Below are 23,467 nucleotides of genomic sequence, written 5' to 3'. Positions count from 1 at the left end.
GCAAGCGATGCGCCACTTTTCATATTCAGATAAAGCGCGCGGTACAGCTGCCAACCCCGTGGAGCTGCATCTCGAATATATCGCCTGGCCGCGCCGGTTCGAGCGGCACCAGACTGCCCGACAATATCACATCCCCGGCGTCGAGCGTTACCCCATAGGCGCCGAGCGTGTTGGCGAGCCAGGCGACCGCCTGCGCTGGCGATCCCTGCACCGCATGGCCATAGCCTTCCGACAGGGGCTGTCCATTCTTGGTGACGGTGACATGGAGATTGGGGAGGTCATGGTCGCGTGGGTTTGCGCGCGCCTCGCCCAGCACATAGACGCCGCAGGAGGCATTGTCAGCGACAGTGTCGACGATGCCGATCTTCCAGTCCTGGATGCGGCTATCGACGATCTCGAAACAGGGAACGATGCTCTCCGTCGCAGCGATCACATCTTCCGCCGTGACGCCCGGCCCCTTGAGGCTGTCTTTCAGGATGAAGCCGATCTCCGCCTCGGCGCGCGGCGCGATGAGGCCGTTTGCCGCGACATCGATATCGCCCTCGATATACATGCGGTCGGTCAGGAAACCGAAATCGGGCTGGTGCACGCCCAGCATGTCCTGCACGGCCTTGGAGGTGACGCCGATCTTCTTGCCGATGACGCGCTCGCCATCACCCTTGCGGCGTTCGAGCGCGCCAAGCGAGATCGCATAGGCGTCATCGATGCCAAGCTGCGGGTAACGCGCCATCAGCGGCGGCACGGTGCGCCCCTCGCGCAGCGCCTGGTAGAGCTCGTCCGCCAATGTTTCGTTCAGGCTATCGCTCACAGATAGGCTCCGTCCTGGAAGATGAGGGGATCGACCGCGTCGGACAGGCGCACCGCCTTGACCCGGGCGATGACGATGCTGTGGGTGCCAAAGGGGGTCATGCTCTCGATCGTGCAGGAGAGGTTGGCCTGCGCTTCATCGAGGATGGGAAGGCCATGGGCATCGGGGGTCCAGCTGCCAACGCCAAAGCGCGCCTCGCGCGCCACCGCGCCGCCGAATGCTGCCGACACTTCGCGCTGGTGGCGCGAGAGGAGGTTGATGCTGACCGGACAGCCGGGCGAGAGATGGGCGTGGATGCCCGCTGTCTGGTTGACGCAGACGAGGACGGCGGGCGGATCCATGGTGAGTGAGGTGATCGAGGTCGCGGCCATGCCGACCGGCGTCTTGCCCTCGCCCAGCGCGGTGACGATCGCCACGCCCGAGGGCAGGCGGCGCATCGCGCCCTTAAGGCCAGCGGTGACATCGACGGGCTCTGGAACAGGCACGGATTGCGCAGGAGCAGCGTCAGCCATTCTTCAGGAAGTCCAGCGAGTAGCGGTTGAACTCTGCCGCCCGCTCGACCTGCACCCAATGGCCGGTCTGCGAGAAGGTGAGGCAGCGCACGTCGGGGCAGGCGTCGAGGAAGAGACGGGCGTGGCTTTCGGGACAGAATTCGTCATTGAGGCCCCAGAGGACGAAGATGGGCTGCTTGACCTCGCCCAGGCGCGGCCCAAGGTCGGGGGTCTTGACCCGCGCGAGCACATCCTTGGGCTGGGTGCGCGCGACGGCAAAACGTTCCTCGACCAGCGCGTCGGTGACCTGGTGCGCCGAGGATGGGTGCATGAGGTTGCCGATCAGGCGGCGCTGTTCCTCGATGTTGAATTCAGGGCTACCAAAGCCCGAGCGCATCTTGGCGATGCCGGGCATGGTGAAATAGCTCATCTGTTCCGCCACGCAGCCCGGCGCCATCAGGACGAGCTTGCCGATGGTGAATTCAGGGTGGTCGAGCGCGATCTGGAGGGCGATGCCGCCGCCCAGCGAATTGCCGATGAGGTGGCCGCCGGTGATCCCATGCTGCGCGAGGGCATCGAGCAGGGTCTGGGTAAACAGCTCGAGGGGATAGTCGGTCTCGGGCTTGGAGGAGGCGCCATAGCCGATGAGGTCGGGCAGGATGACGCGGTAACCGGCATCGGCAAAATCTTGCGCATTGTTGCGGAAGTTGGACGCGCCCGATGCGCCGGGACCGCTGCCATGGATGAAGATGACGGTGGGGGCGTTTGCCTGCGCCCCTGCGATTTCCGCGATCGAAATCTCATATCCGCCCGCAACGCTATAGGTCTTGCGGATCAATTCACTGCCCATGGATATCCTCTTTTGTCCTGGCCCGATGCTGTCCAGATGTCAGATGGTCAGATGCTCGCTTCAGATGAAGGTGAAGGCGGGCGGTTCGCCATTGATCGTGCCGATGACATCGCTGGTGCGGTTGGCCGGGTCATTGGCGACATGGGCGCGCGCGGCGTGGAGGTCGAGCCAGGGCTGGAGGATCGGGCTCGACATATAGACCGCCCGGCCGCCCAGCAGCTTGACCATGCCGTCGGCCAGTTCGGCCATGCGGCGCACGACGCTGGCGGACTGGTAGGCAAAGAGCGCGCGCTTTTCCATCGGCACGGGCTCATTGCGGCCCGCATAGTCCATCAGCTCATTGAAGGTCGTGCGGTGGGTGAGTTCCATCTCATTGGTCTCGGCGATCGCGCGGGCGATGGCGGCGTGGAGATTGGGGTCGGCCTTGGACGCCTTGCCGGTGTTGGTCGAGACGCGGTTGCCCATGATTTCCATCGCCGCGCCAGTGGCGGCGCGGATGCCGCCAAAGGCGGCGCTGGAGACCGAGCGGATGAAGAGCTGCGCCCAGGGGATGCGGTAGAGCGGGGCGGTGTTGGTTTCCTGGCCCGGATTGGTCCCGGCAAAGCCGTCGCTGGCCTTGTGGGTGCGGTGTTCGGGCACGAACACGCGCTCGACGACGATGTCGAAGCTGCCGGTGCCCTGAAGGCCGAACGTGTCCCAGGTGCCTTCGATCACCTGATAGTCGGAGCGCGGCAGCAGGAATGTGCGCATGTCGGGCGGGCCGCCATCGGTGTCGAAATTGATCGCGCCAAGCAGCACCCAACCGCAATGGGAGGAGCCTGAGGAGAAGCCCCAGCGGCCCGACAGGTAGAAGCCGCCTTCGACCTTCTCCACCTTGCCGACCGGCTGATAGGTGGAGGAGACGAGCATGTCGGGATCATCGCCCCACACTTCCTTCTGCGCCTCGTCATGGAAGAGGGCGAGTTCATAGGGGTGGCAGCCCAGCACGCCGTAGATCCAGCCTGTCGACATGCAGCCTTCGGCCAGCGCCTTCTGGATCTCGAAGAAGACATTGGGGTGCATCTCATAGCCGCCGTAGCGCTTGGGCTGGAGCACGCGGAAGAAGCCGGCCGCCTTCATCTCGGCGACGGTCTCGGGGGGCACGTCATGGGCGATGGTGCAGGCGCGCGCGCGCTGGCGCAGCACCGGGATCATCGCCTTGGCTTTGGCGATCAGACTTTCGGGTGAAGGTATCCCGGCATTCGCCTCGTCAATGGGTCGGCTTGCTACTGCCCCGGTCATGATCTTCTCCATTGTAGGCGACTCTACTTCAGATTTGCTATATGCGTAGTTTATGTAAACTGCTATTACGCAAACTGTCAAGGCAAACAGGGCTTGCGCATTTGGGCCGTTGCTTATAGGCGGATTGGGAACGAATTGCCATAAGCTCGTGAGCGCGCTTAACTGCCCCTCCTTGCCAAGCGCGAAACAGGCGGCAGCGCTTGCCATATGCGTATGGGGAAGGTCATTTTGCAACGCTCTGCGGCAGAGCATGGCTGGCAGACAGGAAAGAAGGCGAGGCGCTTGAAATGGCAGTGATATCGCTAGGCTATGTGGTGATCGAGGCGCGGGACCTGGGCGCCTGGCAGGATTTTGCCTGCAATATCGCAGGACTGATGGCGGCCCCTTCGCCGGACGAGGACGTCGCGCTGTTCCGCATGGACGACCGCCCCTGGCGCCTGCGGGTGCAGAAAGGCGCGGCCGACCGCTTCGTGGCGCCAGGCTGGGAATGCGCGAATCGTGACGCTTTCGAATCGGTGCTGGCCCGCCTCGAGGCGGCGGGCCGTCCGGTGGAACGGGCGGGGGTCATGGAAGCGCGTGGCCGTCAGGTCTATGAACTGGCCCGCTCGTCCGACCCGGCGGGTAACCCGATGGAGCTCTTCTACGGCCGCTTCGTCGACTACGCCCCCTTCGTCTCGCCCGCGGGCGTCAGCCGCTTCGTGACCGGCAGCCCCCATGGCGCGGACGGCGACATGGGGATGGGCCATGTCGTGCTGACCGCGCCCAATTTCGACGAGACCCACGCCTTCTACAAAGAGGTCATGGGCTTTGGCGACACCGACCTTGGCCGCTTCTACCTGATGGGCGGGGGCGAGGATGATCCGGGCGTGGGCTTTGCCTTCCTGCACTGCAACCCGCGCCACCACAGCCTGGCGCTTGGCCAGCTGCCCGAAAGCCCCAATGGCGCTGTCCACATGATGCTCGAGGTCGGCTCCCTCGAGGATGTCGGCCGCGCCTATGACCGGGTTTTGAAGAGCAAGGGCAAGGTGCCGCTCTCGGCAACGCTGGGCCGTCATGTGAATGACAAGATGACCAGCTTCTACATGCAGACGCCCGGCGGCTTCGACATCGAATATGGCTGGAACGGCCTTGTAATCGACCCGGCGACCTGGGTCCCCACCACCAGCCTTTCTGTAAGCGACTGGGGCCATAAATGGGCTCACGAGCAGGACTGACGCAAAAGGATGACTGACATTATGCTCGACAAGCGCATGAGCGTCGACGACATCGTCGACCAGATTTCCGACGGGATGACCATCGGCATCGGCGGGTGGGCCACGCGCCGCAAGCCCATGGCGCTGATCCGCGCCATCGCCCGCTCGAACCTGAAAGACCTGACCGTCATGGCGGGCTATGGCGGCATGGACATCGGCCTGCTCGCCGCCACCGGCAAGATCAGGAAGCTGGTCTTCGCCTTTGCCAGCCTCGACCATTATCCGCTCGAACCCCATTTCCGCAACGCCCGTCAGGCGGGCGCCTTCGAGGTGCTCGAGCTTGACGAGGGCATGTATCATTGGGGTCTGCGCGCAGGCGCGATGAAGCTGCCCTTCCTGCCGACGCGCGTGGGCATCGGCACCGACATCATCACGCAGGACGGCTTCGACTTCAAATTCGTGAAGAGCCCCTATGCCGATGGCGAGGAATTCGTCGCCATGCCAGCGCTGGTGCCCGACATCGCCCTGATCCATGCCCATCGTTCCGACGAGCGCGGCAATATCCTCACCCTCTCGGTCGATCCGATCTTCGATGAACTGCTCGTGCGCGCAGCCAAGAAAAGCTACGCGACGGTCGAGAAGATCGTGCCGACGGCTGAGCTCGATATGAAGAAGAACAGCCGCTACAACCTCGTCGAGCGCGCGATGATCACCGGCGTTGCCGAGGCACCCTTGGGCGCGCATCCCTCGAGCGCTGACCCCGACTATCAGCTCGATCTCAAGCACATCAAGACCTATGTCGAAAGCGCCGCCTCGCCCGAAGCCTGGGCCGAGTATAAGGCGAAATATATCGACGTGTCGGAAGCCGATTATCAGGCAGCGATCGGCGGCGCGGACGCCGTCAAGCAGCTCCCCGTCCCCATTTACTAAGCGAGAGACCCATGACCCAGAACAGCTATTCGCTCGCTGAACTCGTCATCGCCGCCTGCGCCGAAGTCTGGCGCGAGGATGGCGAAGTGATGGCGACCGGCATCGGCCCCCTCCCCCGCATCGGCGCTGGCCTTGCCAAACTGAGCTTCGCGCCCGCGATCCAGACCACCGATGGCGAGGCCTGGTACACCAGCGAGCCGGTCGGCCCGGGCAAGCGCACCGCCGAGCCGGAATTTGAAGGCATCGCCAATTATGACCGCGTCTTCTCGGCGCTCTGGAGCGGCCGCCGCCATGCGCTGGTTGGCCCGGTGCAGATCGACCGTTATGGTCAGGCGAACATCTCGGTGATCGGCGACCATAAGAAGCCCAAGGCAGCGATGCTCGGCGCGCGCGGCTTCCCCGGCAACTCGATCAGCCATCCCAACAGCTTCTTCTTTGCCAACCACAACAAGCGTGCGTTCGTGGAAGGCGAGGTCGATTTCGTGTGCATGGCGGGCTACAACCCGGCGCGCTACCGCAATGGCGCTGCGCCCCAGGGCCTGGACTTGCGCCGCATCATCACCAACCTTTGCGTGATGGATTTCGGCGGGCCGGATCACCAGATCCGCGTGATCTCGCTGCATCCGGGTGTGACGTTCGAGGAAGTGCAGGACAATACCGGCTTCCCGCTGGCAAAAATCGATGGCGAAATCCCCACCACGCCCGCGCCAACGGCCGAGCAGCTGGAGCTGATCGCCAGGATCGACCCCAATAATGTCCGCGCGACCGTGTTCAAGGACAATCCGGCCGGAGACAGAAGGGCAGCCTGACGATGAACGAGACCGACCGCCTGGTCGAACCGCAGCAGGTCGACATTGTTTACGAAACGGATGAGCCGGTCACCTATGAGGTGATCGACCATGTCGCGTGGATCATGATGAACCGTCCGGGCTTCAACAACGCCCAGAACGGCCAGATGACCTATGCCCTTGATGACGCGTTCGTACGCGCCGTGAACGATGACGATGTGCGCGCGATCGTGCTGGGCGGCAACGGCAAGCATTTCTCCGCTGGCCATGACATCGGCACGCCGGGCCGCGACGTGCACCAGCATTTCGAGAACCGGCTGCTGGTGCCCGGCCATGTCAACAAGCCCGCGGCCGAACTGCTCTACACCCGCGAGAAGGAGCAATATGTCGGCATGTGCCGGCGCTGGCGCGATGCGCCCAAGCCCACCATCGCCATGGTGCAGGGGGCCTGCGTCGCGGGCGGCCTCATGCTCGCCTGGGTGTGCGACCTCATCGTCGCGACCGACGACGCCTTCTTCCAGGACCCGGTCAACCGCATGGGCATCCCGGGCGTCGAATATTTCGCCCATGCCTATGAACTCCCCCCGCGCATCGCCAAGGAATTCCTGCTACTGGGCGAGCGGATGAGCGCGCAGCGGGCCGAAAGCTTCGGCATGGTCAACAAGATCGTGCCCCGCGAGGCGCTGCGCGAAACGGTTGCCGCGATGGCGGCCAAGCTGGTGGCCCAACCCCGCCTTGGCAACTGGCTTACCAAGCAGGCGATCAACCATGTCGAGGAGCTGATGGGCAAGCGCAACGCAATGGACGCGCAATATCATATGCACCATTTCGCCCATGCCCAGAATGACCTCGTCCAGGGCAGCTCGATCGCGGGGCTGAACGCCAAGAAGATGGCGGAAGCCAATAAGAAACAGGCGAGCGAATGATGGGCGATCCGCTGCACACCATATTGACCGAACGGCTTGGCTGCCGCTGGCCGATCATCCAGACCGCGATGGGCTGGGTCGCCGAGCCTTCGCTGGTGATCGGGTCGAGCAATGCAGGCGCGTTCGGTTTTCTGGGCGCAGCGGTGATGACGCCCGACGAAGCACGCGCGAAGATTCTGGCCGTGCGCAATGGCACGGACAAGCCCTTCGGCGTCAACTTCCACAGCTTTCAGCCCGGCGCTGACGCAATCGTCGAGCTGATCCTCGCCAACAAGGATCAGGTGCGCGCCGTCTCCTTCGGCCGCGGTCCCAATGCCAAAATGATCGGCCGCTTCAAGGATGCAGGCATCCTCTGCGTCCCCACCGTCGGCGCGGTCAAGCATGCGCAGAAGATGGTCGAGCTCGGCGTTGACATGGTCAATGTCCAGGGCGGCGAAGGCGGTGGGCATACAGGCTCCGTGCCGACCACCGTGCTGCTCCCCCAGGTGCTGGACGCGGTCAAGGTGCCGGTAATCGCCAGCGGCGGCTTTGCCGACGGGCGCGGGCTGGCGGCGGCGCTCGCCTATGGCGCGGTCGGCATCGCCATGGGCACGCGTTTCCTCCTCACCAAGGAAAGCCCGGTCCCCGACAGCGCCAAGGCGGAATATCTCAAGGCCTCGACCGACCGCATCGTCGTCACGACCAAGCTCGACGGCATCCCGCAGCGGATGGTGCGCACCCGCCTGATGGACAAGATCGAGAAATCCGGAAAGCTCGCCATGTGGCTGCGCGCGCTCGAAGCGAGCGCGGCGATGAAGAAGCTGAGCGGGGCCAGCTGGCTCGACATGATCAAGTCGGCCAAGGGCATGACCGGCCATGGCCAGGTGCCGCTCAAGCAGGCGATGATGGCCGCGACCATGCCGATGCTGATCCAGAAGGCGGTGGTCGAGGGCGACATCGAACATGGCGTGATGGCGACCGGCGTGGTCGGCGGACGCATCGTTGAAATACCCAGCTGCCAGGAACTGGTCGATCGCATCGTCGCCGAGGCGCATGAGCGCCTGGCCGCGCTCGCCGCGATGGGCCGCGAGACCGCCAGCGCCGCCTGAAGAAGAGGGAAGACAATGCCGATTACGCTGACCGTCAAGGGCGCCATCGCCGAAATCCTGTTCGACCATCCGCCGGTCAACGCCTTCGACACCAAGGGTTGGGAATCGATCCCGGCCATGGTTTACAAAGCGGCGGCGAACGAAGATGTGAAGTGCATCCTGATCCGCGCCGAAGGCCGCGGTTTCTGCGGCGGCGTCGACATCAAGGAGATGCAGGCCCATCCCGAGCGCATCGCCAAATTGAACAAGGATAATTACCTGACCTTCAAGGCGATCCGCGAATGCGCGATCCCCGTGGTCGGCGCGCTGCATGGCTTCGTCATCGGCGGCGGCGTCAATATCGCGGGCGCCTGCGACGCGCTGATCGCGGCGGAAGGGGCCTATTTCTCGCTGCCCGAGATCGATCGCGGCGCGATGGGGGGAGCCGCCTTCATGAGCCGCATGCTGCCGGTCCAGATGGTGCGCGCCAATTTCTTCACCGGCGGGCGCATCCCGGTTGAGGATGCCTATCGCCACGGCTCGGTACACAAGGTCGTGCCCTTGGAGAAGCTCAAGGACGAGGCCTACGCTTTCTGCGAAATCATCGCGTCCAAGAGCCGCGCGGCCCTGGTCATCGCCAAGCAGGCGCTCAATCTCATCGAGCCCACCGACCCCTCGGCCCATTACCGGATCGAGCAGGGCTTCACGCTCGAAATGTACATGCATGAAGACAGCCAGAAGGCGCGCGACGCCTTCGTCGACAACAAGGGCGCGGCGAAATTCTGATGGACCTGACTTATACCCCTGAGCAGCAGGCGTTCCGCGCCGAAGTCCGCGCCTGGCTCGACGCCCATGTGCCCGGCGAGCCGCTGGAACATTTCGACGCCACGCGCGAGGGTTTCGAGGCGCACCGGGAATGGGAAAAGACCTTGAAGTCCGGCGACTGGGGCATGGTGACCTGGCCACGCGAATATGGCGGGCGCGGCCTCGACCTCATCCAGTGGCTGATTTTCGAGGAAGAATATTATCGCGCAGGCGCGCCCGGCCGCGTCAACCAGAATGGCATTTTCCTGCTTGGGCCCACGCTCATCGAATTCGGCACCCATGAGCAGAAGCAGCGCTTCCTCCCCAAAATGGCGTCGGGCGAGGAAATCTGGGCGCAGGCCTGGTCCGAACCGATGGCAGGCTCGGACCTTGCTGGCGTGCGCGCCACCGCCGTCCGCGAGGGCGACGACTATATCCTCAATGGCCACAAGATCTGGTCGAGCCGCGCGGTGTTCGCCGACTGGGCGTTCGGCCTGTTCCGCGAGCCGGGCAGCGAGCGGCATAAGGGGATGAGCCTCATCTTCTTCCCGCTCGATGCACCCGGCGTGACAGTGAACGCCATCAAGAAGATCAACGGCCATGTCGGCTTTGCCGAGATTTTCCTGGAAAATGTCCGCGTCCCCGCCTTCAATCGCCTCGGCGACGAGGGCCAAGGCTGGCATATCTGCATGGCGACCGCCGGTTTCGAGCGCGGCCTCATGCTGCGCTCGCCCGCCCGCTACCAGGTGGCGGCCAAGAAGCTCGCAGAACTGTGGACCGCGAACAAGGAAACGGCCGACCCCGCGCTCGAAGCCGATGTCGTACGCGCGCACATGAATGCCGACGCCTATGCGCTCAACATCTACCAGACCGCCTCGCGGCTGATGGCAGGCGCGAAGATCGGGCCGGAAGCCTCGACCAACAAGATCTTCTGGTCCGAACTCGACATTCACCTGACGCAAACCGCGCTCAACATCCTGGGGCCGCAGGCGGAATTGACGCACGAAGCGCCGGACGCGAACCCCGTCGACTGGATCGACGACTATATCTTCGCGCTCGCAGGCCCGATCTATGCCGGGTCGAACGAGATCCAGCGCAACATCATCGCCGAGCGCATGCTCGGCCTGCCACGCTAAGGGGGAATAAAGAGATGGATTTCACCCTCAGCGACGAACAGCTGATGTTTGCGGAAACGGCGCGCACCCTGTTCGCCGACAGCTGCACGCCCGATCATTGGCGCAAGATGATGGAAGCGGGCGAGGCGATCGATCCCGCCCGCTGGGCCTCGATCGTCGAGACCGGCCTCACCCTCATCCTGCTCCCCGAAAGTGCGGGCGGCATCGATCTGGCCGAGACCGACTTTGCCCTGATCGCACAAGAGGCGGGTTATGTCGCCCTGCCCGAGCCGCTGGTCGAGAGCGCAGGCGTCGCCGCGCCGATGCTCGCCGCGCTCGCGCCCGATCATGCGCTGCTGAGCGACCCGATGGCCACCATCGCGATCGCGCATCCGGCCAACCCCTATGTGGCGAACGCCGACAGCGCCGCGGCGATCCTGCTGCATGCCGATGGCGAGGCGTATCTCGCCACGCCCGACCAGGTGACGCTCACCGCGCAGCCGAGCATCGATCCCTTCCGCCGCCTCTTCTCGGTCGAGTGGAGCAAGGACAAGGCGACGGCCCTCGGCAAGGCCGACTGGGACCTCGCCTTCGACCGCGCCGCGCTCTTCAACGCCGCCTTTGGCCTCGGCCTCGCCCAACGCTCGGTCGACCTCGCCGTCGATTATGCCAAGGAACGCCAGCAGTTCGGAAAGCCCATCGGCAGCTATCAGGCGGTCAAGCATCATCTGGCTTCCGCCCAGGTGGCGATCGAGTTCGCCAAGCCCGTAGTGGCAGCGGCGGCCGCCGAAATCGGCGCGCGCGACACGCAAGCCCGCGCCCGTGTCAGCCATGCCAAGCTGGTGGCCCTTGAGGCCGCCGACAAGGCCGCCCGCGCCTCGATCCAGGTGCATGGCGCGATGGGTTACAGCTGGGAGGTGGACGTCCACCTCTTCTTGAAGCGCGCCCTTGCCCTGACGCAAACATGGGGCACCCCCGCCCATCACCGCGCGCGCATCGCCACGCGCATCTTCACCCAGCCCATGGGGCCGGACCAGACCTTTGCCAGAGACGCTGGACAAAAGCAGGAAGCTTGAAAATGCCTGAAGCCTATATCGTCGACGCCGTCCGCACCCCCATCGGCCGCAAGAAGGGCAGCCTCGCCGCCGTCCATCCCGCCGACCTTGGCGCGCACCCGATCCGCGAACTGGTCAAGCGCACCGGCATCGACCCGTCAGGCGTCGATGACGTGGTGTGGGGCTGCACCGAGACGATCGGCGGCCAAGCAGGCGATATCGGCCGCACCGCATGGCTGGTCGCAGGCCTGCCGGAGGAAATCCCCGGCGTCACCGTCGACCGCCAGTGCGGCTCTTCGCAGCAGGCCGTCCACTTCGCCGCGCAAGGCGTGATGAGCGGCACCCAGGATCTGGTGGTCGCGGGCGGCAGCCAGGCGATGAACCAGATCCCGATCATGGCCGCGATGATCGCGGGCGCCCAATATGGCTTCGACAGCCCCTTCCACGGGTCGAAGGGCTGGGTCGAGCGCTATGGCATGGAAGAGGTCAACCAGATCAAGTCGGCCGAGATGATCGCCGACAAATGGGGCATCAGCCGCGAAGCGATGGAAGCCTTCGCCCTCGCCAGCCATCAGCGCGCGCAGGCCGCCTGGGACAATGGCTGGTTCGATCATGAAGTCGCACCGCTCGAGGGCCTCACCCGCGACGAAACCATCCGCCCCACCACCTCGCTTGAGGGCCTCGCGTCCTTGAAGCCCGTCAATGAAGGCGGCATCGTCACCGCAGGGGTCGCCAGCCAGAATTGCGACGCGGCCGCCGCCCTCCTCATCGCCAGCGAGCAGGCGGTCAAGGACCATGGCCTCAAGCCCCGCGCGCGCATCCATCATCTCTCGGTCCGCGCCGCCAACCCGGTGTGGATGCTGACCGGCCCGATCCCCGCCACCCAATATGCGCTCAAGAAGGCGGGCATGTCGATCAGCGACATCGATCTGTTCGAATGCAACGAGGCCTTTGCCAGCGTCACCATGGCCTGGATGAAGGAACTCGCTATCCCGCACGACAAGGTCAATGTGCAGGGCGGCGCGATCGCGCTCGGCCATCCGATCGGGGCTACCGGCGCGCGGCTGATGACCACGCTGCTGGGCGCCCTTGAACGCACCGGCGGCCGCTATGGCCTCCAGACCATGTGCGAAGGCGGCGGCCAGGCCAACGTCACCATCATCGAGCGGCTCTAAGGGACCCAGCCCCGATGCCCGCCTACGCCTATCAGGGGATTGTTCCCGTTGTCGATCCGACCAGCTACGTCCATCCGCTGGCGTCGCTGATTGGCGACGTGATCGTCGGGCCGGGCTGCTTCATCGCGCCCGGCGCGAGCCTGAGGGGCGATTTCGGGCGGATCGTGGTGGAGGGCGACAGCTCGATCCAGGACAATGTGTCGGTGCATGCCAACCAGTTGCGCGACACGGTCATCCGCCGGGGAGCGACCATCGCCCATGGGTCGATCATCCATGGCTGCGAGATTGGCGAGAATGCGCTGATCGGCATGAACGCGGTGATCCTCGACAACGCCGTCATAGGTGACGAAAATCTCGTCGCCGCCCTTGCCCTTGTGAAGTCCGACACGGTGACCCCGCCACGCAGCCTGGTCGTCGGCAATCCGGCCAAGGTGGTCAAGACCTTCGAGCCGCATCAGGTCACCTGGCGCAACAATGGCGAGGGGGAGTATCAGAAGCTCGCCCGCGCCGCGCTCACTGACCTCATCGAGGCAGAGCCGCTCAGCCAAGCCAGCGCCGAGCGGCAGGCGCAGCGCATTGCCTCCGACGCCATCGCCGTGCGCCTTTCGGGCAGCACCGCGCAGCATCGCGAGCAGCGGGCGGCGCAGCGGAAAGGCACATCATGAGCAGCGCCACCGCCATCACCAACCTCCTCTACCTTTATGCCGAACTGATGGACGCGGGCGACCTCGAAGGCGTCGCCGCCCTGTTCGAGCGCGCCCGGATCAAGGCCGGCGGCGGCGAAATGGTCGAAGGCGCAGCGCCGATGCTGGCGCTGTGGCAAGCCCATATACGCATCCATGACGATGGCACGCCGCGCACCAAGCATGTCATCACCAATCCCATCGTCGAGGTGGACGAGGAAGCAGGCACCGCGACCTGCCGATCCTATTATACCGTGTTTCAGGCAACGCAGGACCTGCCGCTCCAGGCGATCTGCGCGGGCCGCTATCATGACAGCTTCACCTATATGGACGGGGCATGGCATTTTTCCGGGCGGGATTATTCCCTGCTCGATCTCGTTGGGGACTTGAACCAGCATCTGCTGATCCCCGTCGCAGCGCAATGAAGGAGTAAGGCAAGTGGGTATCTGCGAAGGACGTGTTGCGATCGTGACCGGGGCGGGCAATGGGCTGGGCAAAGCCTATGCGCTGGGTCTCGCGGCGCAAGGCTGCAAGGTCGTGGTCAACGACCTTGGCGTTGGCACCCATGGCGAGGCGGGCGAGACCAAGGGCGCGGCCGAGCAGGTGGTCGATGAGATCCGCGCCATGGGCGGCGAGGCCGTCGCCAACACCGACGATGTCGCTGAATGGGACTCAGGCAAGCGCATGGTCGAACAGGCGCTCGACAGCTTTGGGGCGCTTCATGCCGTAGTCAACAACGCAGGCTTCGTGCGCGACCGCATGTTCTTCACCTGTAGCCCGGAAGAATGGGATGCGGTGATCCGCGTCCATCTGCGCGGCCATTTCTGCACCTCGCGCCACGCCGCTGAATATTGGCGCGCGCAAAGCAAGGCCGGCAACCCGGTCGATGCGCGCATCATCAACACGACCTCTGGCGCGGGCTTGCAGGGCTCGGTCGGCCAGTCGGCCTACTCGACCGCCAAGGGCGGCATCGCCACGCTCACCCTTGTGCAGGCCGCCGAGCTTGGCCGCCTGGGCATCACCGCCAATGCGCTCGCGCCCAATGCCCGCACCCGCATGACCAATACCGGCGCGTTCGACATGGAGGCGAAAGAAGGCGAGTTCGACCTGTTCGCGCCGGAAAACATGGCGCCGCTGGTCGCCTATCTGGTCTCCGAACAGTCGAAGGGCGTGACCGGCCAGGTGTTTGAATTGAAGGGCGGGCAGGTCTTCCTCTCGCAAGGCTGGACCGACAGCCCCGCCTTCGACAAGGGCGCGCGCCTGGAGCCAAGCGAAATGGACGCGATCGTGCGCAAACTCCTCCAAACCCGCGAGCCTGCAAAGCCCGTTTACGGAGCCGCCTGATGGACTTCGCGCTCAGCGACGACCAGCGCGCGATCCAGGAAGCGGCGCGTGACTTCCTGACCGACGCCGCCAACCCGGATGTCATCCGCGCCGCCGTCGAAGGGACGAGCGGCTTTGACGAGAGCCTGTGGTCGAGCCTTGGCGAGCTGGGCTTTACCGGGCTGATGATCCCGGAAAGCCTGGGTGGCCTGGGCCTGGGCGCGGTCGAAATGGCGCTGGTCCTCGAAGAAACCGGCCGGGTCCTCGCGCCCGTGCCCTTCTTCGAAACCGCCGTGCTCGCCGTGCAAGCCATCCTGGCGGCAGGCAGCGAGAAACAGAAGGCAGCGCTGCTCCCCCGCCTCGCGTCGGGCACGCGCGCGAGTTTCGCTGGCACCGCAAGCCGCCCGACCCTCACCAACGGCAAGCTGACGGGCACCGCGCAGTTCGTGACCTTCGGCCATGTGGCAGAGCTGATCGTGGTGGCCACCGCTGACGAGAGCCTCATCGTCCTCGACGCCGACACCCCCGGCCTCGTCATCGAAGCCCTGCCCGCGCTCGACCGCACCCGCCGCTTTGCGACGCTGACCTTCGCTTGCGAAGTGACCGACAGCATGATCCTCGGCGCGCCCGGCAGCGCCAAGACCGCGATCGAGCGTACCCTCACCATCGGCGCTGGCCTGCTCACCGCCGAACAGACCGGCGGCATGCAGTACAGCCTCGACGCCACGGTCGACTATGCCAAACAGCGCGTCCAGTTCGGCCGCCTCATCGGCTCCTTCCAGGCGTACAAGCATATGCTCGCCGACATGATGTTGCTGGTCGAAGCCTCCCGCTCGGCCGCCTATTATGCCGCCGCCGCGATCGATGAAAATGGCGAGGAACTGGCCGAGGCGGCCCATGCCGCGCGCGCCTATGTCTCCGACGCCTATTGCTCGGTCACGGGCGACGCCATCCAGCTTCATGGCGGCATCGGCTTCACCTGGGAACATCACGCCCATCTCTATTTCAAGCGCGCCAGAGCTTGCGCCAGCTGGCTCGGAACCCCCGACCAGCATCGCGAAGCCCTCGCCCAGATCATCATGAAGGATGCCGCATGACCCCGACTTCTCCCGTGCCCCCCTATCCCACCCCGCTGGGCATGCTCAAGGGCAAGACCGTGGTCGTCACCGCCGCGGCCGGCACCGGCATCGGCTTTGCCGCCGCCAAGCGCGCCGCCGAAGAAGGGGCAAAGCTCCTCATCAGCGACTTCCATGAACGGCGCCTCAATGAAGCGGCCGACCGCATCGCTGACGAGGCGAAGGTCGAGCGTCCCGCCCTGTTCGTCTGCGATGTCACCAGCGAGGAAGCCGTGCAGGGCTTGCGCGATGCGTCGCTCTCCGCATTGGGCAAGGTCGATGTCCTCATCAACAATGCGGGCCTGGGCGGCGAGGCCGACATCGTCGATATGACCGACGAGCAGTGGGCGCGCGTGTTCGACGTCACCTTGACCTCGCTGTTCCGCATGACCCGCGCCTTCCTGCCGTCAATGTATGCCAACAAGTCGGGCGTCATGGTCAACAACGCCTCGGTGCTGGGCTGGCGCGCGCAAAAGGGCCAGGCCCATTATGCCGCCGCAAAGGCAGGGGTGATGGCCTTCACCCGCTGCGCCGCGATCGAGGCGGCCGAACATGGCGTGCGCATCAATGCGGTCTCGCCATCCCTTGCCATGCACCCCTTCCTCGCCAAGGTGACCACCCAGGAAGCTTTGGACAAGCTGGTCGAGAAGGAAGCGTTCAAGCGCCCCGCCGAGGTCTGGGAAATCGCCAATGTGATGATGTTCCTCGCCTCTGACCTCTCCTCCTACATGACCGGCGAGATCGTCGCGGTCTCCAGCCAGCGGGCGTAAGATGGCGACCATCTTCGAGAATCCCCGCGACCTGCTCGGCAAGGAAGGCACCAAGCTCGACACCGCCGACTGGCTCACCATCGACCAGTCGCGCATCGACGCCTTTGCCGACTGCACCGGCGATCATCAGTGGATCCATGTCGATCCGGTCCGCGCCAAGGACGGCCCGTTCGGCGCGACCATCGCGCATGGCTATCTGACGCTCAGTCTGGTCAACCTGTTCATGCCCCAGATCGTCGAGGTCCGGCGCTTCTCCGCAGGGGTCAATGTCGGCATGGACAGGACCCGCTTCCTCAATCCGGTGGTCGTTGGCTCGCGCATTCGCGGCACCGGCGAAATCGTCTCGGTCGAGGAAGTGAAGGGCGGCGCGATCCAGGCGGTGATCCGCGTCACCGTCGAGATCGAAGGAAAAGACAAGCCCGCCTGCGTGGTCGACACCATCAACCGCTATTTTCCGGAATAACGGCCTTGGCCCGCGCCATCCTCGCCCTCACATTGAGCCTTCTCGCCGCTACCCCAGCTGGAGCCAAAACCATGCCCGATCCCGTCAAGATGGAAGCCGCCGTCCACGCCTATGTCGCCGCGTTCGAAGCGGGCAGCGCCGACCAGGTCGCCGCCCTCTATGCGCAGGATGCAACCGTTGAAGACCCGATCGGCTCGCCCATCCACAAGGGCCGCGAAGCCATTCGCGCCTTTTACGCGCAATCGATGAAGACCGGCGCGAAATTGAAGCTCGAAGGCCCGGTGCGCGTGGCAGGCGATTATGCCGTCTTCCCCTTCTCGGTGAACCTCAACTATGATGGCGGCCACAAGCGCATCGACGTCATCGACACCTTCCGCTTCAACGCCGCCAATGAAGTGATTGAAATGCGCGCCTTCTGGGGCCCCACCAACATGCACGGCTTCTAAGCCGCCCACCTTCTCCCGGCGGGCGCGAAACATAGAAATAGACAAGGACATTTACCCATGCGTGAAGCAGCCATCATCTCGACCGCCCGCACTGGCGTTGGCAAAGCCTATCGCGGCGCGTTCAACGACACCGAAGCGCCGTTCATGTCCTCGCACGTCGTGGACGCCGCCATCGCCCGCGCCGGGATCGACCCCGCGCGCGTCGATGACGTGTATCTGGGCGTTGCCAACCAGTGGAACACGCAAAGCTACAATGTCGGGCGTCTGACCGTCCACGGTTCGGTCCTGCCCGACACCACCAGCGGCTTCTCGATGGACCGCAAATGCTCGTCCGGCCTCAATGCGCTGGCGTTCGCCGCACGCGGCATCATCGCCAATGAGATTGACTGCGCCGTCTCGGGCGGCGTCGAGAATGTCTCGCTCACCATCGACAAGCATTATCCCGCCTTCCGCAACCGCTCCGAGTTCATCAAGGCGCGCGATCCCAACGCCTATATGGTGATGATCGAGACCGCCGAGATCGTCGCCGAGCGTTACGGCATCTCCCGCGAGGATCAGGACCGCTTTGCCGCCCAGTCGCAGCAGCGCGCCGCCGCCGCCCAGGCCGCAGGCAAGTTCGATGACGAGATCGTCCCGATCACGGTCACCAAGGCCCTGTTCGACAAGGAAGGCAATGAGACCGGCAAGGAAGAGCTGACGCTTGACCGTGACGAGGGCATCCGCGCGGGTACCACCTACGAAAAGCTCGCGGAGCTGAAGCCCGTGTTCAAGAACGGACAGGTCATCAAGGAAGGCAAGCACGTCACCGCGGGCAATGCCAGCCAGCTCTCCGACGGCGCCTCGGCCCAGGTCGTCATGGACCTGGCCACCGCGCAGAAGGAAAACCTCCCCATCCTCGGCATCTATCGCGGGTTCCAGGTCGCAGGCTGCGGCGCGGACGAAATGGGCATTGGCCCGGTGTTCGCCATCCCCAAGCTGCTCGAGCGCGCAGGCCTCAAGATCGACGACATCGGCCTGTGGGAACTCAACGAAGCCTTTGCCAACCAGGCGATCTACTGCCAGCGCACCTTGGGCATCGATCCGGACAAGCTCAACGTCAATGGCGGCGGCATCGCCATCGGCCACCCGTTCGCCATGACCGGCTCGCGCCTTGCTGGCCATGCCCTCATCGAAGGCAAGCGCCGCGGCGTCAAATATGTGGTCGTCTCCATGTGCGTCGCGGGCGGCATGGGCGCTGCCGGTCTGTTCGAGGTCGCCTGATCCATGCAGCTCGCCTTCGCCCCTGAACTGAAAGCCTTCCGCGAGGAGGCCGCGAGCTGGCTCAACGAGCAGCTCGCAGGTCCCTTCAAGGCCATTTGTGGCCAGACCAACCAGGTCGACAATGTCGAGCTACGCCGCGCCTGGGAAGCGGCCCTGGGTGAAGCGCGCTGGAGCGTCATTGGCTGGCCTGAGCAATGGGGCGGGCGGGGTGCCTCGATCGCCCAGCAGATCATCTTCGCCGAGGAATATGCCCGCGCAAAAGGCCCGCCGCGCGCCGGGCACTTAGGGGTCGAGCTGCTCGGGCCGACGCTGATCGCGATGGGCAGCGAAGAGCAGAAGGCCCGGTTCCTCCCCGACATCGCCACCGGCAAGGCGATCTGGTGCCAGGGCTATTCTGAACCCGGCGCGGGATCGGACCTTGCCAACGTCAAGACCAAAGCCCGCCTCGAAGGCGATAAGTACATCATCGACGGGCAGAAGATCTGGACCTCGATGGGCACGATCGCCGACTGGTGCTTCGTCGTTGCCCGCACGCAGCCGGGAAGCGTGGGCAACAAGGGCCTCTCGTTCCTCATGGTCCCGATGGACCAGCCCGGGGTCACCCCCCGCCCGATCCGCCAGATGACCGGCGAGGCCGAGTTTGCAGAAGTGTTCTTCGATGGCGCGGAAGCCCTCGCGATCGACCGCATTGGCGAAGAAGGCGAAGGCTGGAAGGTCGCCATGGCCCTGCTCGGGTTCGAACGCGGGGTATCCACGCTGGCCCAGCAAATGCAGTTCAAAAACGAACTGGACGACATCATCGCCATCGCCAAGGCCAACGGCAAGGCGAGCGACCCGCTCATCCGTCAGAAGATCGCCACCGCCCATGCGGGCCTCAAGATCATGCGCTACAACGCCCTGCGCATGCTCTCAGGCAGCGAAGCCAACCCCGAACTCACAGGCGCCGCCTATACCTACAAACTCTATTGGTCCCGTTGGCACGTGGCGCTAGGCGACCTCGCCATGGCGGTCATGGGACAAGAGGGCGAAATAGGCATCAACGACGAACGCATGGGCTCCCTCACAACCATGCACCTCATGTCTCGGTCCGATACCATCTACGCCGGTACAGACCAGATCCAGCGCAACATCATCGCCGAACGCGGATTAGCTATGCCAAGAGAACCCAGAGGATGAGGAATATTCAGTGCGTCGCTCTGGCGGCGCTCTCGAATTAAAGAAGAAGATGCACAATTGAAACGAGGAGAATAGGGATGCCGCTCGACCCACAACTTGAGGCCATGTTCGCCAATCAGCCGGAATGGCCGCCGATCCGGACTATTCCGGTTGCTGCGTTGCGGGAGGCGGTGCGGTCGAGTTCGATCCAGCTTCCGCCCCCTGCTGTATCCCTTGCCTCGATCGCCGATCGGACCATTGCGGGGCCGAACGGTGAGATACCGGTGCGCATCTATACGCCCGAGGGCGCGGGACCTTTCCCAGTCACTGCCTATTTCCATGGCGGCGGGTTCGTGGTGGGCGATCTCGACACGCAGGACATGATCGCGCGCGGGCTGGCGGCGGGCGCGGAGACCATCGTGGTGTCCGTCGACTATCGCCTTGCGCCCGAGCATAAGTTCCCGGCGGCGTTCGAGGATTGCTGGGCTGCGACGCAGTGGGTCGCGGCTAATGCGGCCGAACTGGGGGGCGATCCCGCCCTGATCGCGGTTGCTGGCGATAGCGCGGGCGGCGTGCTGGCGAGCGCCTGCGCCCTCCTCGCACGAGACGCGGGCGCGCCCCGTATCGCGGCGCAGATCAACTGGTATGGCCCCGGCATTCATCCTATCCCGGAAGAGGGGTCCGCGCTTGAATTTGCGAACGGCCCGGTGCTGCGCCTGGAAGATGCGCATTATTTCTGGGAACTGCACATCAAGGACGAAAGCGATTACGACGATTTTCGCGCCAGTCCGATGAAGGCGACGAGCCACCAGGGCCTGGCGCCCGCCTTTATCGCCAGCGCCGAATGCGACCCTATCCGCGACGCAGTGGAAGCCTATGCCCCGGTGCTGGAAAAGGCCGGGGTGGAAGTTCAAGTGAAGCGCTATCCCGGCATGGTGCATGGGTTCGTGTCATGGATCGGTTTCCTGCCGGGCGCGCAGGAGGCGATGGCGGATGCCTGCGCCTTTGCGAAAAAGCAGTTTGCGGCTGCCCGTCAGACCGCTTGACCGCATAAGCCGAAGGGCGGCCCTAGAAAAGCTGGAGCCGCCCTTCGGCTAGAGCATTTTCGAAGCAGATGGCATCATCTGCTGGCTCGGAAAATGCGGGAAACAAAAGACAAATAGAGCATGATCCGATCCAATCTGATCGGATCATGCTCTAGAGCCGGAAGCATCGTATTAAAGCCCCTTTTCCGTCACCCCGGGCTTGACCCGGGGTCCCGCTGCTTGGACAGCGTCAGATAAAGCGGGACCCCGGATCAAGTTCGGGGTGACGATCCCTTGAGCATGATCAAACTCTAGAGCGCGCTGCGTTTAATCGGACGCAGATCGCGCGCTCTAGTTTTTTGTTATCGCATCGTTTTAAGCGCAAAACCGGTTCCCACTTTTGCGCACGATGCTCTCAACATCCACGGCGGGACGTTACCCCCGCCGTTATCGTCCGCCGATCAGCGCACGCGCTTCAGCCGATCCGTCAAGCAAGCGGTTGATGCGCCGCGCCACCTTCCATTCCGTGCCGACCCTCACGAGGTGCCAGCTATTGGCGGAGGCGCGATGGGCTTCCCATATGTCGTCCGCCTTGCGGAAGACGACGGAATAGGTCCGGGCGGTTGCCCTGTCGCCGTCCAGATCGATGACCGGCGGGCTAAGGACATGGGCGGCGCCGCCATGGATCAAGCTCTGGTGGCTTTCACCCTCGAGCAAAGCCTGGATCGCGGCACGGCCCGTGTAGCTGCCGAACCCGCCGACTTCGTAGACGCCATCCTCGGTCCACAGAGCGGCGGCACCGGCGCAATCGCCCGCGTCTGCCAGCGGGCCATAGCTTGCGATCAGGTCGCGTATCGCCTCCCGGTCTTCAAGGATGGCGATACGCGCGGCGAGATCGGCCGAGGCGGTCAGAGCTTTACGACCTTGCATTGCGGCACCGGATGCTCGTCAGCCTCAATCCAGCGCCAAAGGCCGGTGCCCTGGCGATGGCCGGACAGGTCGATCCAGTTGCCGTAGCCCGGGTCCTTGTCCGCGCAGACAAGGATGACGCTGCCATCATCCTCATATTTGGCCTGCGCGCCGTTGACCCACACCTTGCGGTTCACATGGTCCATGGATTCCATCCACCAATTGTCGATCTGGAAGTTCCAGAAGCGGCAGCGGGGCGGCTTGGCTGTGATGACCAGCGCTTCATCAGGCGCAAGGTCGTAATAGATGTGACCATACCAGATTTTCGGGTCGCCCCCGGCGCGCTGGTAAAAAGGCTGTTCCTTGCCATCATAGATGCGGTTGGGCTGTTCCATGAACCATTGCGACCAGTCCGCGAAGGTGTTCGCTGTTCCGCGCACCCATGCAGCAGCGCCGTTCAACTGCGCCTCGATCGTTTCGGGCGCGAGAATGACGGGCACGGCAGGCCCCTCGCTGATCCGTTCGATATGCACATCGGCAGCGACTTCCGCGCGCTTGTCATTGAAGGTCTGACGGATGATCAGCAGCGTTGTGTCGTCCGCCATCGGCAGCCAGTTGCCGGGCTTTTGCGTCTTGCTGACGATGATCTCGAAGCTGCCATCCGGCCCGACCTGCATGTCGGCAAGTTCGATCTCGCCCGTGGAGGCCATCGTGCCGTCGATCGCGTAACGGTTTGCCTTCGATCCGATGGAAAAATAGGGCACGCTGTTCCGCTTGCCGGTGATGCGATAGTCGCGATCACCCCGGACGACGATTTGCTGATAGAGATTGTCCGGATTATCGGCCCCAATCTTGATCGCGTCATCGGTCAGCAGGAAAATGCGCGGAAAATCCGGATCGCTGGAATCGACCAGCATGTTGAGCGCCGACCGCGTGAGCCGGGAAAGATAACGCAATCCCTCCGCCTGGTCGATCGCGGTGCCGGGCGCGCTGGGGCGGTCCAGAACGTCGCCCGCTTGTGCCAGCTGGTCGCAGAAAGTCCGCCAGACGGCCGACAACCGCAATTCTCCACCTTCCTGTCCGGTCACCATACTCTCCTATATGCGTATTAGATGGATTGGTTTACGCCATTTTCAGGCGCTGATATGGAGATTGTCTCACATAAATGCGTAACATGAAAGGGGTTGAGGAATGACGGCATTAGCCTTCAGTTTCACCAAGATCATCGTTAAGGATCTTGCCGCTGCCGAACGCTTCTACACTCAGCTGTTCGGCCTTGAGGTGGTGGGGTATATCAATCTTGGCGAAGGCGAAGAGTTGATGAACGAGGTGATCCTCAAGACTGCTGGCGCTCAGCCGCCCGCCCCCAACTTCATTCTGGTCAGCTATCCCAACCGGAATTGCCCCGCCACCGGAGAGGCGACAACGGGGTTCGTGGTGGATGATCTTCACGCGACCCTGGCGGTTGCGACCGCCGCCGGTGCGACGATAGAACTCGGTGCGACCGACGTACCCGAACATGGTTTGCGGATGGCCTATATCCTCGACCCCCAAGGCCACAGGATTGAGTTGCTACAGATGCTGAACGCGTAGGATGTGTGGGGATTCAGCCCATGACGGCCTGCAAATGGCGACTTTCTGCGCTTCCGGTGCTCACGTACTGAAGTACGCTGCGCGCCGGTTCTCGAAATTCACCATTTTCGCCTCGCCCTGAACTGAATCCCCACACATCCTAAAGCATGGTCGGGTTTGAATGATCGTCACCCCGGACTGGATCCGGGGTCCCGCTACCTCAGCAGCGTCGGAAAAGAAGCGGGACCCCGGGTCGAGCCCGG

General features: G+C 64.0%; 26 protein-coding genes. 20 read left to right on the top strand and 6 right to left on the bottom strand.

The window, feature by feature from the left end; all coding sequences use genetic code 11:
• Positions 1–25: 25 nt before the first annotated feature.
• From ACZ5ZH_RS14055 to ACZ5ZH_RS14040, 4 genes are read right to left on the bottom strand one after another with little or no spacing between them, the layout of a single operon-like run.
• Positions 26–808, bottom strand: a complete 783-nt coding sequence (locus ACZ5ZH_RS14055; protein ID WP_464772709.1) for a fumarylacetoacetate hydrolase family protein — start codon at positions 806–808, stop codon at positions 26–28.
• Complete coding sequence (locus ACZ5ZH_RS14050; protein ID WP_449468763.1) at positions 805–1,320, bottom strand: flavin reductase family protein; 516 nt, start codon at positions 1,318–1,320, stop codon at positions 805–807. The genes ACZ5ZH_RS14055 and ACZ5ZH_RS14050 overlap by 4 nt, the downstream gene beginning before the upstream one ends.
• Complete coding sequence (locus ACZ5ZH_RS14045) at positions 1,313–2,149, bottom strand: alpha/beta fold hydrolase (protein ID WP_464772708.1); 837 nt, start codon at positions 2,147–2,149, stop codon at positions 1,313–1,315. The genes ACZ5ZH_RS14050 and ACZ5ZH_RS14045 overlap by 8 nt, the downstream gene beginning before the upstream one ends.
• A gap of 60 nt (positions 2,150–2,209) precedes the next feature.
• Positions 2,210–3,430 (bottom strand): acyl-CoA dehydrogenase family protein, encoded by a 1,221-nt coding sequence (locus ACZ5ZH_RS14040; RefSeq protein ID WP_464772707.1) that lies wholly within the window; start codon positions 3,428–3,430, stop codon positions 2,210–2,212.
• 287 nt (positions 3,431–3,717) lie between these two features.
• On the opposite strand from ACZ5ZH_RS14040, the gene ACZ5ZH_RS14035 reads away from it, so the two are divergent.
• From ACZ5ZH_RS14035 to ACZ5ZH_RS13945, 19 genes are all read left to right on the top strand, one after another.
• Complete coding sequence (locus ACZ5ZH_RS14035) at positions 3,718–4,644, top strand: VOC family protein (protein WP_464772706.1); 927 nt, start codon at positions 3,718–3,720, stop codon at positions 4,642–4,644.
• A gap of 9 nt (positions 4,645–4,653) precedes the next feature.
• Positions 4,654–5,553: a CoA transferase subunit A gene (locus ACZ5ZH_RS14030; RefSeq protein WP_449468756.1), complete on the top strand. Its 900-nt coding sequence runs from the start codon at positions 4,654–4,656 to the stop codon at positions 5,551–5,553.
• A gap of 11 nt (positions 5,554–5,564) precedes the next feature.
• Positions 5,565–6,362 (top strand): CoA-transferase subunit beta, encoded by a 798-nt coding sequence (locus tag ACZ5ZH_RS14025; RefSeq protein WP_460988404.1) that lies wholly within the window; start codon positions 5,565–5,567, stop codon positions 6,360–6,362.
• A gap of 2 nt (positions 6,363–6,364) precedes the next feature.
• Positions 6,365–7,267 carry an enoyl-CoA hydratase gene (locus ACZ5ZH_RS14020; RefSeq protein WP_464772705.1) on the top strand — a complete coding sequence of 301 codons (903 nt, stop codon included), beginning with the start codon at positions 6,365–6,367 and terminating at the stop codon, positions 7,265–7,267.
• Entirely contained in the window at positions 7,267–8,355 is a 1,089-nt protein-coding gene (locus ACZ5ZH_RS14015; protein ID WP_464773286.1) for an NAD(P)H-dependent flavin oxidoreductase, read from the top strand. Before ACZ5ZH_RS14020 ends, ACZ5ZH_RS14015 begins: the two co-directional genes overlap by 1 nt.
• Before the next feature lie 15 nt (positions 8,356–8,370).
• Positions 8,371–9,120 carry an enoyl-CoA hydratase family protein gene (locus tag ACZ5ZH_RS14010; protein ID WP_464772704.1) on the top strand — a complete coding sequence of 250 codons (750 nt, stop codon included), beginning with the start codon at positions 8,371–8,373 and terminating at the stop codon, positions 9,118–9,120.
• Positions 9,120–10,274 carry an acyl-CoA dehydrogenase gene (locus ACZ5ZH_RS14005; protein WP_460988407.1) on the top strand — a complete coding sequence of 385 codons (1,155 nt, stop codon included), beginning with the start codon at positions 9,120–9,122 and terminating at the stop codon, positions 10,272–10,274. Before ACZ5ZH_RS14010 ends, ACZ5ZH_RS14005 begins: the two co-directional genes overlap by 1 nt.
• A gap of 14 nt (positions 10,275–10,288) precedes the next feature.
• Positions 10,289–11,329 (top strand): acyl-CoA dehydrogenase family protein, encoded by a 1,041-nt coding sequence (locus ACZ5ZH_RS14000; RefSeq protein WP_464772703.1) that lies wholly within the window; start codon positions 10,289–10,291, stop codon positions 11,327–11,329.
• 2 nt (positions 11,330–11,331) lie between these two features.
• The gene (locus ACZ5ZH_RS13995; protein WP_460988409.1) at positions 11,332–12,483 is read left to right on the top strand and encodes an acetyl-CoA C-acetyltransferase; all 1,152 of its coding nucleotides are present in this window, start codon (positions 11,332–11,334) and stop codon (positions 12,481–12,483) included.
• Between the two features lie 14 nt (positions 12,484–12,497).
• Positions 12,498–13,148, top strand: coding sequence for a gamma carbonic anhydrase family protein (locus ACZ5ZH_RS13990; RefSeq protein ID WP_460988724.1), 651 nt, complete (start codon positions 12,498–12,500; stop codon positions 13,146–13,148).
• Positions 13,145–13,591: a nuclear transport factor 2 family protein gene (locus ACZ5ZH_RS13985; RefSeq protein WP_464772702.1), complete on the top strand. Its 447-nt coding sequence runs from the start codon at positions 13,145–13,147 to the stop codon at positions 13,589–13,591. Before ACZ5ZH_RS13990 ends, ACZ5ZH_RS13985 begins: the two co-directional genes overlap by 4 nt.
• Before the next feature lie 13 nt (positions 13,592–13,604).
• Positions 13,605–14,510, top strand: a complete 906-nt coding sequence (locus ACZ5ZH_RS13980) for an SDR family oxidoreductase (RefSeq protein WP_464772701.1) — start codon at positions 13,605–13,607, stop codon at positions 14,508–14,510.
• Positions 14,510–15,586, top strand: a complete 1,077-nt coding sequence (locus ACZ5ZH_RS13975; protein ID WP_464772700.1) for an acyl-CoA dehydrogenase family protein — start codon at positions 14,510–14,512, stop codon at positions 15,584–15,586. Before ACZ5ZH_RS13980 ends, ACZ5ZH_RS13975 begins: the two co-directional genes overlap by 1 nt.
• The gene (locus ACZ5ZH_RS13970) at positions 15,583–16,374 is read left to right on the top strand and encodes an SDR family oxidoreductase (protein WP_464772699.1); all 792 of its coding nucleotides are present in this window, start codon (positions 15,583–15,585) and stop codon (positions 16,372–16,374) included. Before ACZ5ZH_RS13975 ends, ACZ5ZH_RS13970 begins: the two co-directional genes overlap by 4 nt.
• Position 16,375: 1 nt before the next feature.
• Positions 16,376–16,837 carry a MaoC family dehydratase gene (locus ACZ5ZH_RS13965; RefSeq protein ID WP_464772698.1) on the top strand — a complete coding sequence of 154 codons (462 nt, stop codon included), beginning with the start codon at positions 16,376–16,378 and terminating at the stop codon, positions 16,835–16,837.
• A gap of 71 nt (positions 16,838–16,908) precedes the next feature.
• The gene (locus tag ACZ5ZH_RS13960) at positions 16,909–17,283 is read left to right on the top strand and encodes a steroid Delta-isomerase (protein WP_464772697.1); all 375 of its coding nucleotides are present in this window, start codon (positions 16,909–16,911) and stop codon (positions 17,281–17,283) included.
• Positions 17,284–17,340: 57 nt separating this feature from the next.
• The gene (locus ACZ5ZH_RS13955; protein ID WP_464772696.1) at positions 17,341–18,543 is read left to right on the top strand and encodes an acetyl-CoA C-acyltransferase; all 1,203 of its coding nucleotides are present in this window, start codon (positions 17,341–17,343) and stop codon (positions 18,541–18,543) included.
• A 3-nt stretch (positions 18,544–18,546) separates the two neighbouring features.
• Positions 18,547–19,719 carry an acyl-CoA dehydrogenase family protein gene (locus ACZ5ZH_RS13950; RefSeq protein ID WP_464772695.1) on the top strand — a complete coding sequence of 391 codons (1,173 nt, stop codon included), beginning with the start codon at positions 18,547–18,549 and terminating at the stop codon, positions 19,717–19,719.
• A gap of 77 nt (positions 19,720–19,796) precedes the next feature.
• Entirely contained in the window at positions 19,797–20,744 is a 948-nt protein-coding gene (locus ACZ5ZH_RS13945; RefSeq protein ID WP_464772694.1) for an alpha/beta hydrolase, read from the top strand.
• Positions 20,745–21,170: 426 nt separating this feature from the next.
• Here the strand turns inward: ACZ5ZH_RS13945 and ACZ5ZH_RS13940 are convergent, their stop codons facing one another.
• Together ACZ5ZH_RS13940 and ACZ5ZH_RS13935 are read right to left on the bottom strand one after the other, a co-directional pair.
• Positions 21,171–21,653 carry a nuclear transport factor 2 family protein gene (locus tag ACZ5ZH_RS13940; protein WP_464772693.1) on the bottom strand — a complete coding sequence of 161 codons (483 nt, stop codon included), beginning with the start codon at positions 21,651–21,653 and terminating at the stop codon, positions 21,171–21,173.
• The gene (locus tag ACZ5ZH_RS13935; protein WP_464772692.1) at positions 21,632–22,723 is read right to left on the bottom strand and encodes a DUF1214 domain-containing protein; all 1,092 of its coding nucleotides are present in this window, start codon (positions 22,721–22,723) and stop codon (positions 21,632–21,634) included. Before ACZ5ZH_RS13935 ends, ACZ5ZH_RS13940 begins: the two co-directional genes overlap by 22 nt.
• A 100-nt stretch (positions 22,724–22,823) precedes the next feature.
• Between ACZ5ZH_RS13935 and ACZ5ZH_RS13930 the strand changes: the two genes are divergently transcribed.
• Entirely contained in the window at positions 22,824–23,225 is a 402-nt protein-coding gene (locus ACZ5ZH_RS13930) for a VOC family protein (RefSeq protein WP_464772691.1), read from the top strand.
• Positions 23,226–23,467: the final 242 nt, after the last annotated feature.

This window comes from Sphingobium sp. TomMM7A, from assembly GCF_055397305.1.
Note: the sequence above shows the minus strand (reverse complement) of the source record. Positions and strands in the feature narration are given on the sequence as shown.

What these genes read in the sequence shown, in the direction of transcription:
- ACZ5ZH_RS14000 (WP_464772703.1), top strand. Translation starts at nt 10,289, where the DNA reads ATGGATTTCACCCTCAGCGACGAACAGCTGATGTTTGCGGAAACGGCG.
- ACZ5ZH_RS14045 (WP_464772708.1), bottom strand. Translation starts at nt 2,149, where the DNA reads ATGGGCAGTGAATTGATCCGCAAGACCTATAGCGTTGCGGGCGGATAT.
- ACZ5ZH_RS14050 (WP_449468763.1), bottom strand. Translation starts at nt 1,320, where the DNA reads ATGGCTGACGCTGCTCCTGCGCAATCCGTGCCTGTTCCAGAGCCCGTC.
- ACZ5ZH_RS14040 (WP_464772707.1), bottom strand. Translation starts at nt 3,430, where the DNA reads ATGACCGGGGCAGTAGCAAGCCGACCCATTGACGAGGCGAATGCCGGG.
- ACZ5ZH_RS14035 (WP_464772706.1), top strand. Translation starts at nt 3,718, where the DNA reads ATGGCAGTGATATCGCTAGGCTATGTGGTGATCGAGGCGCGGGACCTG.
- ACZ5ZH_RS14025 (WP_460988404.1), top strand. Translation starts at nt 5,565, where the DNA reads ATGACCCAGAACAGCTATTCGCTCGCTGAACTCGTCATCGCCGCCTGC.
- ACZ5ZH_RS14005 (WP_460988407.1), top strand. Translation starts at nt 9,120, where the DNA reads ATGGACCTGACTTATACCCCTGAGCAGCAGGCGTTCCGCGCCGAAGTC.
- ACZ5ZH_RS13945 (WP_464772694.1), top strand. Translation starts at nt 19,797, where the DNA reads ATGCCGCTCGACCCACAACTTGAGGCCATGTTCGCCAATCAGCCGGAA.
- ACZ5ZH_RS13960 (WP_464772697.1), top strand. Translation starts at nt 16,909, where the DNA reads ATGCCCGATCCCGTCAAGATGGAAGCCGCCGTCCACGCCTATGTCGCC.
- ACZ5ZH_RS14015 (WP_464773286.1), top strand. Translation starts at nt 7,267, where the DNA reads ATGGGCGATCCGCTGCACACCATATTGACCGAACGGCTTGGCTGCCGC.
- ACZ5ZH_RS14010 (WP_464772704.1), top strand. Translation starts at nt 8,371, where the DNA reads ATGCCGATTACGCTGACCGTCAAGGGCGCCATCGCCGAAATCCTGTTC.
- ACZ5ZH_RS13930 (WP_464772691.1), top strand. Translation starts at nt 22,824, where the DNA reads ATGACGGCATTAGCCTTCAGTTTCACCAAGATCATCGTTAAGGATCTT.
- ACZ5ZH_RS13985 (WP_464772702.1), top strand. Translation starts at nt 13,145, where the DNA reads ATGAGCAGCGCCACCGCCATCACCAACCTCCTCTACCTTTATGCCGAA.
- ACZ5ZH_RS13975 (WP_464772700.1), top strand. Translation starts at nt 14,510, where the DNA reads ATGGACTTCGCGCTCAGCGACGACCAGCGCGCGATCCAGGAAGCGGCG.
- ACZ5ZH_RS13990 (WP_460988724.1), top strand. Translation starts at nt 12,498, where the DNA reads ATGCCCGCCTACGCCTATCAGGGGATTGTTCCCGTTGTCGATCCGACC.
- ACZ5ZH_RS13940 (WP_464772693.1), bottom strand. Translation starts at nt 21,653, where the DNA reads ATGCAAGGTCGTAAAGCTCTGACCGCCTCGGCCGATCTCGCCGCGCGT.
- ACZ5ZH_RS13995 (WP_460988409.1), top strand. Translation starts at nt 11,332, where the DNA reads ATGCCTGAAGCCTATATCGTCGACGCCGTCCGCACCCCCATCGGCCGC.
- ACZ5ZH_RS14020 (WP_464772705.1), top strand. Translation starts at nt 6,365, where the DNA reads ATGAACGAGACCGACCGCCTGGTCGAACCGCAGCAGGTCGACATTGTT.
- ACZ5ZH_RS13935 (WP_464772692.1), bottom strand. Translation starts at nt 22,723, where the DNA reads ATGGTGACCGGACAGGAAGGTGGAGAATTGCGGTTGTCGGCCGTCTGG.
- ACZ5ZH_RS13955 (WP_464772696.1), top strand. Translation starts at nt 17,341, where the DNA reads ATGCGTGAAGCAGCCATCATCTCGACCGCCCGCACTGGCGTTGGCAAA.
- ACZ5ZH_RS13970 (WP_464772699.1), top strand. Translation starts at nt 15,583, where the DNA reads ATGACCCCGACTTCTCCCGTGCCCCCCTATCCCACCCCGCTGGGCATG.
- ACZ5ZH_RS14030 (WP_449468756.1), top strand. Translation starts at nt 4,654, where the DNA reads ATGACTGACATTATGCTCGACAAGCGCATGAGCGTCGACGACATCGTC.
- ACZ5ZH_RS13965 (WP_464772698.1), top strand. Translation starts at nt 16,376, where the DNA reads ATGGCGACCATCTTCGAGAATCCCCGCGACCTGCTCGGCAAGGAAGGC.
- ACZ5ZH_RS13950 (WP_464772695.1), top strand. Translation starts at nt 18,547, where the DNA reads ATGCAGCTCGCCTTCGCCCCTGAACTGAAAGCCTTCCGCGAGGAGGCC.